This is a genomic window from Leptothoe sp. EHU-05/26/07-4, from assembly GCF_043421015.1.
In the GTDB taxonomy this organism is placed as follows: Bacteria; Cyanobacteriota; Cyanobacteriia; order Phormidesmidales; family Phormidesmidaceae; genus Leptothoe; species Leptothoe turfae.
The window spans coordinates 74,795-88,567 of the sequence record NZ_JAXSQV010000004.1 but is presented as its reverse complement, the minus strand read 5'-3'; the positions used below and the strand labels follow the sequence as shown (position 1 = coordinate 88,567).

12 protein-coding genes are annotated in these 13,773 nt (G+C 47.3%); 8 read left to right on the top strand and 4 right to left on the bottom strand.

Annotation, left to right across the window (positions count from 1 at the left end; all coding sequences use genetic code 11):
• Positions 1-92: 92 nt before the first annotated feature.
• Positions 93-1,022: a 15-cis-phytoene synthase CrtB gene (crtB, locus tag U2F10_RS13395; RefSeq protein ID WP_163661989.1), complete on the bottom strand. Its 930-nt coding sequence runs from the start codon at positions 1,020-1,022 to the stop codon at positions 93-95.
• 385 nt (positions 1,023-1,407) lie between these two features.
• On the opposite strand from crtB, the gene glyA reads away from it, so the two are divergent.
• Both glyA and U2F10_RS13385 read left to right on the top strand, forming a co-directional pair.
• The gene (gene glyA, locus U2F10_RS13390; RefSeq protein WP_163661995.1) at positions 1,408-2,688 is read left to right on the top strand and encodes a serine hydroxymethyltransferase; all 1,281 of its coding nucleotides are present in this window, start codon (positions 1,408-1,410) and stop codon (positions 2,686-2,688) included.
• 288 nt (positions 2,689-2,976) lie between these two features.
• Positions 2,977-4,038 carry a glycosyltransferase family 4 protein gene (locus U2F10_RS13385; RefSeq protein WP_163661996.1) on the top strand — a complete coding sequence of 354 codons (1,062 nt, stop codon included), beginning with the start codon at positions 2,977-2,979 and terminating at the stop codon, positions 4,036-4,038.
• Between the two features lie 90 nt (positions 4,039-4,128).
• Here the strand turns inward: U2F10_RS13385 and U2F10_RS13380 are convergent, their stop codons facing one another.
• Positions 4,129-5,679 (bottom strand): ArnT family glycosyltransferase, encoded by a 1,551-nt coding sequence (locus U2F10_RS13380; RefSeq protein ID WP_499061287.1) that lies wholly within the window; start codon positions 5,677-5,679, stop codon positions 4,129-4,131.
• A gap of 130 nt (positions 5,680-5,809) precedes the next feature.
• Here U2F10_RS13380 and U2F10_RS13375 point away from each other — a divergent pair, with 130 nt between their 5' ends.
• The 3 genes from U2F10_RS13375 (at position 5,810) to aroQ (ending at position 7,937) form a co-directional block, all read left to right on the top strand.
• Positions 5,810-7,078: a competence/damage-inducible protein A gene (locus U2F10_RS13375; RefSeq protein WP_499872416.1), complete on the top strand. Its 1,269-nt coding sequence runs from the start codon at positions 5,810-5,812 to the stop codon at positions 7,076-7,078.
• Between the two features lie 150 nt (positions 7,079-7,228).
• A complete protein-coding gene (locus U2F10_RS13370) occupies positions 7,229-7,384 on the top strand; it encodes a hypothetical protein (RefSeq protein WP_156828345.1) in 156 nt (51 codons plus the stop codon).
• A gap of 109 nt (positions 7,385-7,493) precedes the next feature.
• Positions 7,494-7,937 (top strand): type II 3-dehydroquinate dehydratase, encoded by a 444-nt coding sequence (gene aroQ / locus U2F10_RS13365; protein ID WP_006515939.1) that lies wholly within the window; start codon positions 7,494-7,496, stop codon positions 7,935-7,937.
• A gap of 95 nt (positions 7,938-8,032) precedes the next feature.
• Here aroQ and U2F10_RS13360 read toward each other — a convergent pair whose 3' ends face one another.
• Positions 8,033-9,343, bottom strand: a complete 1,311-nt coding sequence (locus U2F10_RS13360; protein ID WP_348918747.1) for an AAA family ATPase — start codon at positions 9,341-9,343, stop codon at positions 8,033-8,035.
• A 213-nt stretch (positions 9,344-9,556) separates the two neighbouring features.
• Between U2F10_RS13360 and U2F10_RS13355 the strand changes: the two genes are divergently transcribed.
• A complete protein-coding gene (locus U2F10_RS13355) occupies positions 9,557-10,105 on the top strand; it encodes a hypothetical protein (protein WP_250564855.1) in 549 nt (182 codons plus the stop codon).
• Between the two features lie 16 nt (positions 10,106-10,121).
• Here U2F10_RS13355 and U2F10_RS13350 read toward each other — a convergent pair whose 3' ends face one another.
• Positions 10,122-10,736, bottom strand: a complete 615-nt coding sequence (locus U2F10_RS13350; RefSeq protein ID WP_499872413.1) for a hypothetical protein — start codon at positions 10,734-10,736, stop codon at positions 10,122-10,124.
• Positions 10,737-10,832: 96 nt separating this feature from the next.
• Here U2F10_RS13350 and U2F10_RS13345 point away from each other — a divergent pair, with 96 nt between their 5' ends.
• Entirely contained in the window at positions 10,833-11,558 is a 726-nt protein-coding gene (locus U2F10_RS13345) for a DUF928 domain-containing protein (RefSeq protein ID WP_499872411.1), read from the top strand.
• A gap of 130 nt (positions 11,559-11,688) precedes the next feature.
• Entirely contained in the window at positions 11,689-13,410 is a 1,722-nt protein-coding gene (locus tag U2F10_RS13340) for an ABC-F family ATP-binding cassette domain-containing protein (RefSeq protein ID WP_499872410.1), read from the top strand.
• Positions 13,411-13,773: the final 363 nt, after the last annotated feature.

Genomic DNA, 13,773 nt, shown 5'->3' with positions numbered 1-13,773 from the left:
CACTACTTGACTTTAGGAAAAAGCCAGGGGATGCATCCCCTGGCTTTTTTTAATGCTGAAAGTTTATAACCTTTAGAGGATTCAACGCTAGCTTAAAGCACCCGAGCACGAAGCAATGCAGGTGGCAAGCAGAGCAGCTTACGTACTGTAGGGACAAATGCACGTCTGTTAAAGACATCGTATTGATTCTCAGCAATTACATCCAGAATCTTGCGATAAAGCATCAGAGCAGACCATACAGGCCAGCGAGCATCAGGGCTTAGAACACTGATACCGCTTTCTGCCTGACGATAAAACTTTAATGCCCGTTGAATCTGAAAGCGCATCAGTGCGCACCAACGCTCATCAATCACCCCATTCATTAAATCGTCTTCACTATATTTGAATAGCTCAAGGTCTTCGAGGGGTAAGTAAATACGACCACGACGGGCATCTTCTCCCACATCACGCAAGATATTAGTGAGCTGATTAGCAATGCCCAAGGCAATAGCTTCTTCCGTAGGACAAGGTAATGCCTTAGCCCAGGGTGCTGTGTTGTATTCAGGGTCCACACCCATCACTACGGTGGACATTAAACCCACCGTACCTGCAACCCGATAGCAATATAGCTTTAGATCTTCAAAGGTCTCGTATCGAGAGCATTCTAAATCCATCCGTTGCCCCGAAATCATGTCACGGAAAGGCTGGATATCTAAGGAGAAATGCTCTAGAGCGTCCACCATAGCGACATCGTAGTCATCCTGAGGATGACCTGAAAAGACAGACTCTAGTTGCTTCTCCCAATCATTAAGGGTGTCTTCAGTCGTGAACTGAGCAGAAGGGCCATCAACCAACTCATCTGTACGCCTACACCATACATAAATCGCCCAAATGGCACGGCGTTTGACTTCCGACATCAGCATCGTACCCATATAAAATGTCTTTGAGTACTTAGCTGTAATTTGCCGACAGCGTTCGTAGGACTCATCTACAGAAGCCAACTTGGACGCAGGCGAGACATTAGTAGTGGGTTGCAGCAGCATGGGTGTCCTTCTTAAGCAAAAAAGCGTCAAGAGCTAGTAGGGAGTCAAAAAACAAGAGATGAATGTTTGCCAGCTAATGACAAATGCAAATTCACCTTACTATCCTTGAACATTTGTAAATGCCCAAGCACAGGATTAATCACAAGTTTTCGTGGATTTTATCCATTATAGATTTTCAAGCGTTACATTCTGATACAAAAACGTAACATTAACCTTAGTGAGGTTTCAATTAACCAGAAATTGAAACAGCTAGAGGCGATGGCTCTAGCTGGTAACCACCCTTTGCAGCACGGTACTATAGTTTGCTGGTAAAACCACGAAGAATTAAATTCCTGTCCTAACTCTTCAGCCAACCAGACTTATCCAACTTAAAGTATCCATCCCCATGACCACTAATTTTGAATTTTTGAGACAAACTGACCCAGATATTGCCGCCATCATCGAGAACGAACGTCAGCGTCAACAGGAACACTTAGAGCTAATTGCCAGCGAGAACTTTACATCCCCTGCTGTCATGGCTGCCCAAGGTTCTGTTCTGACAAATAAATACGCAGAGGGGTTACCTAATAAGCGATATTACGGCGGGTGTGAATTTGTCGATCAGGCTGAGGCTCTGGCAATTGATCGAGTCAAACAGCTGTTTGGAGCGGCCCACGCTAACGTTCAACCCCATTCGGGTGCTCAGGCTAACTTTGCAGTTTTTCTAGCCTTACTACAACCCGGCGATACCATCCTGGGTATGGATCTTTCCCATGGTGGTCACTTAACTCACGGCTCTCCGGTGAATGTATCGGGCAAATGGTTCAATGTTGTCCAGTACGGCGTTAACAAGGAAACTGAGCAACTTGACTACGATGAAATTCGGAAGCTAGCCCTTGAGCATCGACCTAAAATAATTATTTGTGGCTATTCTGCTTATTCCCGAACTATTCATTTTGATAAGTTCCGAACCATTGCTGATGAGGTAGGTGCTTACTTTATGGCCGATATCGCTCATATTGCAGGGCTAGTTGCGACAGGTCATCATCCCAATCCCATTCCCCACTGTCATGTAGTGACCACCACCACACATAAAACATTGCGAGGTCCCCGTGGTGGTCTGATCATGACCAATGACCCTGATTTGGGTAAAAAGTTTGATAAAGCCGTGTTTCCTGGTAGCCAAGGGGGGCCCTTAGAGCATGTCGTAGCCGCTAAGGCAGTCGCTTTTGGAGAGGCGCTTAAACCCGAATTTAAGACCTATTGCGCCCAGGTAATTACCAATGCCAAAGCCCTTGCAGCGCAGCTACAGACACGAGGGTTTAAGGTGGTTTCAGATGGCACCGATAATCACCTGGTATTGGTTGATTTGCGTTCCATTGGTATGACTGGAAAACAGGCTGACGCTCTAGTCAGCATGGTCAACATTACAGCCAATAAAAATACGGTTCCCTTTGATCCAGAGTCTCCCTTTGTGACCAGTGGTCTGCGTTTAGGGTCACCAGCTATGACCACTCGCGGGCTAGGCAGTGAAGAGTTCAAGGAGATTGCCAACATTATTGCTGATCGGCTACTCTCCCCTGAGGATAGTGATGTTGAAACTGACTGTCGAAATCGTGTTGCAGCTCTCTGTAATCGATTTCCTCTTTATCCTCATCTCCACCCAACAGAGGCTATTTTGGCCTAGGTAATCTCTTCATGGCTAGATAGCTTCACAATTGCTCTATCTTCCATGGAATTCCTACAAAGAATCTTTGATACGTCATGAGTACCTGACGTATCAAAGATTTATAAAAATCCCTATATCTCGCCAATTCCTTTGACAAATCCATAATCGTTATTTGAACCATATAATTACCGGCTTGAAAGATCTAGAAAACCTGCTAGGGTGACGGTGACTATTGTGTGTGCTGCCAACCCTGTGCGTTGAGTTCATATAAGAGCTTGTGTTGTCTTCCCCCTTACTCTGTCACCCATGCCCTTTCAGATATATCCCCTGTTAGCTTTTACGCTGTCGGCTGTTGTGGTTCTTGTCGCTACACCGATTGTCAAAAGAATTGGGTTACACAGTGGCCGAGTTGATATGCCTGGTGGCCGTAAAGTACATAAAGTCCCCATGGTTAGGTTGGGGGGCGTATCAATTTTTTTGGGCTCCGTCGTGGCTCTATTGGTTGTTTGGAATATTGGTGGCTTTGTTGATGCCCAAGGTCAACAGCTGGTTAATGAACCTGAGGCTGAAATCTGGGGTGTTACCTTGGGAGGCTTGGCATTCTTCTTAATCGGGTTGTTGGATGATCTATTTGGGCTTTCTGCCATTAGTCGTTTGTTAATGCAGGCTGTTGTCGCGGCTATTACCTGGCATGTAGGGGTGGATATTGAGTTTGTGTCTATTCCAGGGTTGGGCATTGTTCAACTAGCTGGCTGGGTGAGTTTACCCATAACGGTTGTATGGCTGGTGGGGATGGCTAATGCAATTAATTGGATTGATGGGTTAGATGGCTTGGCAGCTGGGGTTTCCGGAATTGCCGCGATTGTCATGATGCTGGTAGCTCTGTTTATGGAGCAGCCTGCTGCAGCCCTTATTGCTGCCGCTCTTGCCGGTGGAGCCTTGAGTTTTCTCAAGTACAATTTCAACCCTGCCCAAATTTTTATGGGGGATGGCGGGGCCTATTACATGGGCTTTACCCTGGCAGGGGTAGGGGTCATTGGTCTGGTCAAAGGTGTAACAACAGCTGCGGTATTTTTACCCTATTTGTTGATATTGGCTGTGCCCATCTTGGATATGTCAGCGGTCATCCTGGCTCGTCTGCGTCGAGGGCTGTCCCCGTTTGTTGCAGATAAAAGACATCTCCATCATCGGCTTTTAAATGCTGGATTATCCCATCGCTTTACAGTGTTATTTATTTACTCTTTGACCCTATGGGTGGGTAGTCTAGCGTTGGCCTTCTCTGATATGCCCAGTGGCAGGGCCTATGCGCTTGGTTCAACAGCATTATTAGGCTACACAGGTTGGCGGGCTAAACGTCATGCGAGATGAACCGGTAACGAATCGGCAATGGCCACTGCCAACAAACAATAAATTCGTAGGGCAGGCCTTATACCTGCCCTCTCTTATATCTATCGACCGTCAATATGGATAATCGTAGGGCTTTATGAGTTGACCAACGTCGTATAGATAGAACGTCTCCGTTGTCGATCTTGCCCGTTGAGTGTCTACGCTTGCTAACAAATCGAACCGCTCAAAGTAGGGGGCGTAGGTAGCTCGGATCTCAGATTGATCATCATCGGCAATACTCAGAAACAGCCCTGAATATCCCAACCAATCTTTTGGCTGAAACCAGACTGCATGACCCCGTGGATCTTGAGTAAATGCCATTACGGGAGATGACGTGAGAGGGCTAATGGCCATGTCTACATATCCACTGAGCCAGAACTCATTCGTCACTAGAAAATTCGCGGCTGCGATCGCATCTCCCACACGCCCCTCTTGCAACCGTCGCCGTAGCTGTACCACGTCAATCATGGTGGTGGTTGGATCGGTTTCTGGTGCCACCACCTCAACCACGCCACCGGGGCGCTGTAGGGTCCCCAGCGCGACATGGCCCAGGGCAAACACTAACAATGTGGCTATCACCAGGGCACTGCTGACCAACCATCGTCTTACTGTTTGGGATGACCAGCCGGCCATGGTTACCGCCAGCAATAAACTCAAACTCCACAGTCCTGGAGCAGGCCAAGCCGGATAAATCCGGGTAAAACCGCCGAGCAAGGTAAACCCAGCCGCAATGGGCAACCCTAGCCATAGAATAAATCGATGGCGCAAATCACCGTTGGGTACATGCCAGAGGTGACGACCAATGGCCCACCACAGTGGAAACCCCAAGGCAGGAAACAGGTAGGCAATACCCACCAGCCACACCCCCACCATATTCAGCAAATTAAACTGAGGCCCCGTGGCATCACCGTCAAACCGGGTAGATAAGTGAAATCCAAAGGAGAGCCAATCATGGTGAAGGTTCCAGTACACCAGCGGCAGTAAAGCCAGGCTAAAAAGCCCTAGGGCGGCCAAGGTCCATACGGACACAAGTGCTTGACGATGACGCGTGCTGGTTAAACAAAACCCCACCAAACTCAGCCCTAAAACAAAGCCGTGATATTTGCTCAGACAGACCAGCCCTAGCAACAGACCAATCAAAGCAATTTTGGCAGTGGGTTGATAGGGTCCCTTCACTGGGAAAAATTCCAAGACAGCCACATACATCGTCACTGACCACCAAAAGATCAAGGCGTTATCTGGGGCTGCTAGCAGACCAAAGCTGAATATAAATAACGGGCATAGGGAGGCGATCGCAACTGCCCCCATCCCAACTTTCTCCCCAAACAACTGCCGCCCGCTTAAATAGAGCAACCACGTACTGAGGCCATATAGAATCAATGCCCCCAGTCGGATCGTCAAGGGTGAAATATACCCCGTTAACCAGGGACCCAGTGCCGTCGTCAACGCCACCATGACCGGATGGTCAAAATAACTCCAATCCCAATGCTGGGTGTACAAGAAGTAGTAAGCTTCATCAAACCCTGGCGGCAACAGCCATGCAATAAGTATTCGTAAAATCCAAGAGCCTATTACCAGCCCCATCAGCCAGCTTGGCCATTGCATCAATTTTCCAGTGGCCATGTTTTCATCCCAATTGCAAAGCGCACGCACCTTCCAAGTATCAGATCAAATTTGCAAGAAATGCTTTACCATCAACCAACACAGGGCACTTTCTCCGCTTTCCTTTATTAACGACCTATCTTGGCCAACCATGATCACCGGCAGTGCAGAAATCATATGTGTGGGAACTGAGCTACTTTTAGGCGATATTCTCAACAGTAATGCCCAATACCTGGCCAAGCAGCTGGCCCATTTGGGTATTTCCCATCACTATCAAACCGTTGTGGGTGATAACCCACTGCGCTTAGCAAGAGCAATCGCCATTGCCTGTGAACGGTCACGGTTGATTATTTTTACCGGTGGCCTTGGCCCCACCCCTGACGACATTACAACTGCAACGATTGCAGACTTCTTTGGGGTACCGCTAGTGGAAAACGTCGAGGTTCTGGCTGATATTAAAGCTAAATTTGCTCAGCGCGATCGCGTTATGACTGATAACAATCGTAAGCAAGCCTGGCTTCCCGAAGGTGCAGATATACTACCGAATACTCAAGGCACAGCCCCCGGTATTCTCTGGCAACCTCGCCCCGGACTGCACATCATGACGTTTCCAGGAGTACCGCGAGAACTGTACTCCATGTGGCAAACCACTGCTGTTCCTTATCTACAAGATCAAGGGTGGAGCAATGGTATCATTCATAGCCGCACCCTCAAATTTTGGGGCACCAGTGAGTCAGGTCTGGCCGCCAAAGTCAATGATTTTCTTCAGCTAGAAAACCCAACAGTTGCCCCCTACGCCAGCGACGGCGTGATTAAGCTGCGAATTTCAGCTAAGGCAGACTCTTTAAACGCTGCTGAACAGCTCATCGACCCTATCGCCAAACAACTCAAAGCCATTGGTGGTGTCGACTGCTTTGGAGAAGACGATGAGACCTTGGGCAATGCTGTCGGGCGGTTGCTCATAGAACAAGCTGCCACTCTAGCTGTAGCCGAATCCTGTACCGGGGGTGGGCTGGGTGCCATGGTTACCGCCGTTCCAGGCAGTTCCCAATATTTTATGGGGGGAATTATCTCCTATGACAACACCGTTAAAGAGCGGCTATTGGGAGTTTCGCCTCAGGATTTAGTAACCCATGGGGCTGTCAGTGCTCCAGTTGCTGAACAAATGGCAGGTGGTGTCCGTGCACGGCTGCGAACCGATTGGGGCATCAGTATTACAGGCATTGCCGGTCCTGGTGGCGGCAGTCCGCAGAAACCTGTTGGTTTAGTATTTATTGGTGTGGCAAACCAGACAACTACGTGGCATATTGAATGCCGGTTTGGCCATCGTAAAAGCCGCGAGTGGATTCGTTTAATGAGTCGTAACACCGCGCTAGATATACTCCGACGTACCTTACTCAGTAATCCTCAGACAGTGTAAGTACCGACATCGGGATGACAACACCTTGATCATTTCTGCTAATTCGTTATTATGGTGAATACTTCCACAAGTAACTTCACCGAAGTTTACTTCAAGTTGATTTGCTATTTGTGGAATTTATAATGGTCTTGTTAAATGAGACCGCACCAGATGAGATTAGGAGCAGCCTGGCTCATGGATATTGGCAAAATTCTGGAAAAGTTGAAGAACTGGGTAAATCGGGTTTTAGACTCTTTGCTTGGCCCTTCAGCACAACCGGAGCCAGAAGCAATCCCTATTCCAGTTAACGATCGCCGCCGTCGTTAAGCCCCAGCATTATTTATAAATGGGCTTTCAAGTATTGTCCTAGGATTAACCTCTGTCGCTTCGCTGGTTAGTCTTTGATACTATTCCATGTGTAGCTTTAGGTGACTCATTGGATAGTATTTTTGTACTTCATGGCCCTAATTTGAACATGTTGGGCAAACGTGAGCCTGAAATATACGGTCACGACACCCTGGATGATATCAATCAGGCCTTAGTATCTCTGGCTGAGTCTTTGGGTGTGCAGGTTAGCACCTATCAGTCTAATCACGAAGGTGATTTGGTGGATGCAGTACAGGCTACTAGTGAAAAGCATCAAGGATTATTGATAAACCCTGGAGCCTACACTCACACAAGTGTTGCCATCCGTGATGCCATTGCCGCTGTAAATATTCCAACGGTTGAGGTCCACCTCAGCAATATTCATAAGCGTGAGGCATTTCGTCACCATTCTTACATTGCCCCCATTGCCATTGGTCAAATCTGCGGCTTTGGCATAAATAGCTATTACCTGGGTCTACGAGCCCTGGTCAATCATTTACAAAATTCAGCCTAGTACCCGATGGCAGAATTTTGGGAGCTATTGCATCCCCCCGTCCACATTTATAGTGGGCAAACTTACGCCACAGAGTACTAGTTTAATGGGGTGGTTCAAGTCTCAGCAGTTGCAGAGTCAGAGGTTACTTTATCCGATGCCGCCCCATTCATATCGGATGTTGGGTGCTCATCCTGGCCCTTAGACTCGGAAGATTGGCTCTGCATTTGCGTCTTAAGTTTTTTAAGCTGCTCAACCATGATACTGGCCATGGTGCCCGGTGTACGTTGTTGAACCCAAACCATACTGGCTGACAGCAACAACTCTTTGAGATAAGCATAGGAAAAATTCTCAGAGGTAGTTGCGATCGCATCAATTTCATCCAGCGATAACTGCATTTCTGACTTCAACTTCTGATTCCAAAGCTGCAAATAAGCCACGCGGTCGTCCATTCCAGGTGCTTCAAAATGATACTTGCGATCAAACCGACTAGGACGCTCCAAAATTGCGATATCTAACCGTTCTGGGTGGTTGGTAGAGGCAATCATCAACACTCCATCGTTGAGGGCGAAACCATCCAACTCATTCAGGAAAAACGATCGATTCTCATCGTCTACTAGAGCATCCAAATCTTCAATCACTACAATGCAAGGGGCAGCCTCCCTAACCCGATTAAAGGCCAAGCGCATGTTATCAGTATCACTACTCTGACGGGTCTTAAAGCTCTTGATATATAAACAGGGATATCCCAAAGAATTGACTAACGCCTTGACCATGTGGGTTTTCCCATTGCCTGGCGGGCCAATAAACAAAAGGCCACGCTTCCAAGGCACGTTGTACTCGGCATACATAGCCTGCGATTCAAAGAAGCGTTGAGCATCTTTGTAGATATCTTCTTTGAGGGTGCCAGCCAGGACTAGATTTTCGAGCGTGGCACTTTTAATCGACGCGTATAAATCACGATTTTTTTGCCAAAAGCCCCCCTCAAACACCAAAACTTCTTCCCTTACTTGGGAGTTCCATTTACAAACATCAGCAAAAAAGTTATCGGCAACAACCTGGGTATCTGACAAAATCCAGTAATAACGGCAATCGTCAAAATACCCCTGAGGCCAGGACAGCTGTAAAACCATCAATATGTGCTCCTGCCACTGGACCTCAAAACAAAAATTCTTTTGCTCATAGCGCAGTTTCTGGTTCTTGGCATCCCAGAGGGTCATTACATGGTTATGCACAACTGCTTCGCGGGCACTTGCCGCATAGCCTGGTGGCAAATCAACCGTGCTAATTACCTGGGTCGTACACAGTCCTTCTTCAGCATATTTACGAAGATCAAAATAGTAGCTATCCCCCTCTAAAATCTCCTTTTCAGGAAAGCTCTCTGCCAGAAACTGACTGACGTAGTAAGGAATGGAGGCGGGAGACATCCGCAACGCTTCTAGAATTAAATACGTAAGATTGACTGAACGCGAACCTGATGAATAAAGCATGCTGAAGCGTATGTGAATGCCTAAAAAGACTGATTTTGCCCTTGGACTATATTTTGCACCGCTTTTCCATAACCGATGGGAAAACTTGGGTTTCTCGATGGAATTCGACAACCTATGCTAGGTTATCCACAACAAAGTCCAGGAGTAGCTATGGGTGATTCGCAAGGTAATCCCTTTATCGGCAATCCCTTTATGCAAAAGGGCAGAAAAAAACCACCCGCTGATCCTGACGTATCTCCCCAGTCTCAACACAAATCGCCAACGGATCTTTCCCTCGCTACGCCAGAGAAACTCAGCAAGTCGCCAGCCGTTGCCCCACCTCAAAACTCAGCTAAACCAACAGCAAAAAAAGTATCAAAATCGTTATCTAAACCGAAGGCCACAGCAAAAACGACAAAAACTCGATCTAGCCCTGCCAAAAAAAACACTAGCCCGCCTTCTACACCAACACCTTCTGCAAGCTACACAGGGAATGGCTACAAAGTTCAGGTATTGGCCAAAATCCCAATGCCCACCAATACCAATATGCCCAGCCGCGACTATTTATGGTTTGCGGTGTATCCTATCATTCCCCGTGTGGGTGACTGCATCTTTCACGATGGCCGCTATTTTCGTGTAGATGCCGTATTTCTATACGAAAACACGAATGCTGGCTGGTGTGCTGACTTAGAAGTTTCTTACTACACCCGACGACACTAGGCCCACGATGTTTATATCACTGCTCAGGCTTAGCCGCGCGGGCAATTGAATGATTCACAAATGAATCATGAATTTGAGTAACCAGGACTTCAGCATCCTCAACCTGGGAATACTGACTGGAGAGGACAACTGTTTGCTCGTTACCATAACCCACAAATGTGATTAGTGCTTGTTGCCCAGCTTCTGGCTCGTACCAAATCCGAAACCCCGACTGTCCATCGATAGCAACCAGGGAGTAGCGCTGCACAGCTACTGCGTCAGCCACGATTTGATCTAGTTTTTGGGGCACAGCAGTCTGCGGATCTTCCCGGAGCATTACAATATCGGTGCGAATAGGCATATTGACGCCATCGGCAATACTGACAATTTCCACACCATTATCTTCTTGGGAGGCTATTTGCCATTCCCTGGGGTAATCCACACTGAACTTAGCAGATTCATAACGAGCAAACTCACTGGGGGCCGACGGTTCCTGCTTAACGTTAACGGCATTACCGGCAGCAAACTCAACCTCTTGGTGATTAGCAAACATCTCAGCGGCAACCTCGGTTGAGCCAGGGGCTAGGACGATCCCTAAAGCGCCTATGCTCAATACAAATTGCCTTACAGTCTGCTTAGTATCAAAGTCCATAAGTGTTTAGCGATGACGTCTATATCTTTGAACAATAGCCCTCAAAACTCTAGTCGCCTGAACACCTCAGTCTAGTATCAAGCATCTCAGGTTTCCATGAAAATTCTTAGCCTTGTCTCAGCATTAGCTCCAGTGACGTTGGGGCTATCTGTAATGGCCACGAGTGCCGAAGTATTTCCTGGCTATATCCCCAAACCTCGTGGCATTCCCAATGTACGCGTTTCAGGAGGCACCCGTTCCCCCGCTGGTGCTAGCTGCATTAGTGATCCGCAAGCACCTCAGCTGACATCCATCTTTCCAGACGATGATCTGGGCTACACCACGGATAATTATCCAGCATTCCAGTGGTATATGCCCAGCAACAACGCTAGCCATGTCGAATTTAACCTCTACGAAGTTGTTAGTGAAGAAGAGGGCATCTTTCAGCCGATTTACCAGACGGCTTTTGTCCCCACCCCCACAGCAGGCATTGCCACTCTAGAGCTTCCTCGTAATATTGGTCTGGCCCCCCTCAAAGCAGAGAACTATTATTACTGGAGCGTAGAGATTTACTGCTCCGATGAGACAACTGCCGTGATGATGGCGGAGGGGTTTGTAGAACGATTGGAGCCTGATCCTACTTTGGCGGCAGCCCTCGCAAATAGTGACGGAATTAGTCGAGCTGCGATCGCAGCTGAAAACAGCCTGTGGTTTGATACCACCCGTGCTCTAACGGACCATCTACAGGAGCAACCCAACGACCGTCAGGCCATTGCCAGCTGGCAAATCCTACTAGAATCTATCGGGCTAGAGAATATTGCGGATGCCCCTCTCCTACCCTAATTAGCAATGTTTTAGCTACTGTTGATCGCCAAATTAAACCAAGGCTTTAACCTACAGTAAACAAACTGTACGTTGATTTTTGTTAAAGTTTATAAACGCGTTCAACGTTGGTAATCTCACTCATTAACCTATGCTGCGTCTCGAAAACATTACAAAGGTTTATCCTACCGGAGAAGTATTGCGAGACGTTACCTGGGAGGTCAAACCAGGTAATCGCATTGGTCTAGTGGGGGTTAACGGGGCTGGCAAATCCACTCAGCTTAAAATCATCATGGGGGAAGTTGAACCCACCAGCGGCAATGTCATTCGCCCCAATGAACTACACATCGGCTATCTCAATCAAGAATTTGAAGTTGATCCCCGCCGCACCGTACGTGAAGAATTTTGGACAGTCTTTGAAGAAGCCAACACAGTTCAACAAAAGCTGGCAGAAATTCCTATACACATGGAAAGTGCCGACCCAGATGCACTAGAAAAGTTGATTAAGGCCCTAGACCGCGAACAACGGAAGTTTGAAGCTCTTGACGGCTACGGTTTGGAATCCAAAATTGAGAAGATTCTGCCCGAAATGGGATTTCAAAATGATGATGGAGAGCGACTAGTTAGCTCCTTCAGTGGCGGTTGGCAAATGCGCATGGGTCTGGGCAAGGTGATGCTCAAAGCTCCAGATTTATTACTGCTGGACGAACCTACTAACCATCTGGATCTAGAAACCATCGAATGGCTTGAGGGCTATCTCAAAGGCTTAACGACACCGATGGTGATCATTTCCCATGATCGTGAATTCCTCGACCGCCTCTGTACTCAGATTGTAGAAACTGAGCGAGGCGTCTCCACTACCTATTTGGGTAATTACAGCGCTTATCTGGCTCAAAAAGCGGAAAGTAAGCTTGCTCAACAGGCCACCTATGATCGTCAGCAAAAAGAAATTGCTAAACAGCAAACCTTTGTCGATCGCTTCCGTGCCAGTGCGACTCGCAGCACCCAGGCCAAGAGTCGTGAGAAACAGTTGGAAAAAATAGAGCTGATCGAAGCTCCCATTTCCGACGTTAGAACTTTGCAATTTAAGTTTCCCCCCGCCCCTCGTAGCGGTCGTGAAGTCGTTCAAATCAGCGACCTCACCCATACTTACGGTGATAACATTTTATTTTTAGGGGCAGAATTGCTGATTGAGCGGGGCGATCGCATCGCTTTTGTGGGTCCCAATGGCGCTGGCAAATCGACGCTTCTGCGCCTAATCATGGGTCTAGAAGAGCCTGTAGAAGGCGATGCCACCCTAGGGGAGCACAATGTCATTCCTAGTTACTTTGAGCAAAATCAGGCAGAGGCCTTGGACCTTAATAAAACGGTCATGGCCACTATTCATGATGAGGTGCCCACCTGGAAAAATGAAGAAGTACGCACCCTCCTAGGTCGCTTTCTATTTAGCGGCGACATGGTAAACAAACCTGTAACCGCTCTCAGTGGTGGTGAGAAAGCTCGTTTAGCCTTGGCCAAAATGCTACTTGCCCCAGCTAACCTTTTAGTTTTGGATGAGCCCACGAACCACCTGGATATCCCAGCTAAAGAAATGCTAGAGTCGGCGTTAAAAGAATATGAGGGAACTGTTCTCATCGTTTCCCACGACCGCTTTTTCATTTCCCAGGTAGCCAATAAGATTGTAGAAATCCGAGAAGGTGAATTACGGCTGTATCGCGGTGACTATAGCTACTATCTTGAGAAAATAGCCCAGGAGAAGGAACGGGCTAGATTAGAAAAAATAGAAGCCGAAAGAGCAGCTAAAGCAGCCGCTAAACGGCAGAAACAAAAGGATAAGCAAAAGGCCAAGGCCGCTGCCAAGAAAAAGGGATAACCATTGACACTGCATCCTTCCTTACGGACATTAATATAAGGTTTCAGATGTACTTCTGTCATGCTCCCAAAACTTTTATATAGTTCTGACAGTTACTCAAGAGCACACCATAGACTTGGAAGTATATAGGCATCCTTGCCCACAGTTATTTTCAATAGCATTAATTTTGGGGTGCTAAGAAAACACAGAGTAAAGCTGTTCAAATAGAAAAATCTATTGACAACGTGGTTGTTCCAATGAGTAATTCAACTCATTGACAAACTGGGGGTAAACAGAGAAAAAAATATAGCTAGATGCTCTATATTCTGGATAATTTTTAGCAAGCGATAATACTCTGATCAATAGCTAAAATATTAGGAAGCT

Bases quoted from the DNA above. Each gene is read 5' to 3' on its own strand.
- U2F10_RS13385 (WP_163661996.1), top strand. From the start codon at position 2,977: ATGCCCTTTCAGATATATCCCCTGTTAGCTTTTACGCTGTCGGCTGTT.
- glyA (WP_163661995.1), top strand. From the start codon at position 1,408: ATGACCACTAATTTTGAATTTTTGAGACAAACTGACCCAGATATTGCC.
- U2F10_RS13360 (WP_348918747.1), bottom strand. From the start codon at position 9,343: ATGTCTCCCGCCTCCATTCCTTACTACGTCAGTCAGTTTCTGGCAGAG.
- crtB (WP_163661989.1), bottom strand. From the start codon at position 1,022: ATGCTGCTGCAACCCACTACTAATGTCTCGCCTGCGTCCAAGTTGGCT.
- U2F10_RS13370 (WP_156828345.1), top strand. From the start codon at position 7,229: ATGAGATTAGGAGCAGCCTGGCTCATGGATATTGGCAAAATTCTGGAA.
- U2F10_RS13345 (WP_499872411.1), top strand. From the start codon at position 10,833: ATGAAAATTCTTAGCCTTGTCTCAGCATTAGCTCCAGTGACGTTGGGG.
- U2F10_RS13375 (WP_499872416.1), top strand. From the start codon at position 5,810: ATGATCACCGGCAGTGCAGAAATCATATGTGTGGGAACTGAGCTACTT.
- U2F10_RS13355 (WP_250564855.1), top strand. From the start codon at position 9,557: ATGGGTGATTCGCAAGGTAATCCCTTTATCGGCAATCCCTTTATGCAA.
- U2F10_RS13340 (WP_499872410.1), top strand. From the start codon at position 11,689: ATGCTGCGTCTCGAAAACATTACAAAGGTTTATCCTACCGGAGAAGTA.
- U2F10_RS13380 (WP_499061287.1), bottom strand. From the start codon at position 5,679: ATGGCCACTGGAAAATTGATGCAATGGCCAAGCTGGCTGATGGGGCTG.
- U2F10_RS13350 (WP_499872413.1), bottom strand. From the start codon at position 10,736: ATGGACTTTGATACTAAGCAGACTGTAAGGCAATTTGTATTGAGCATA.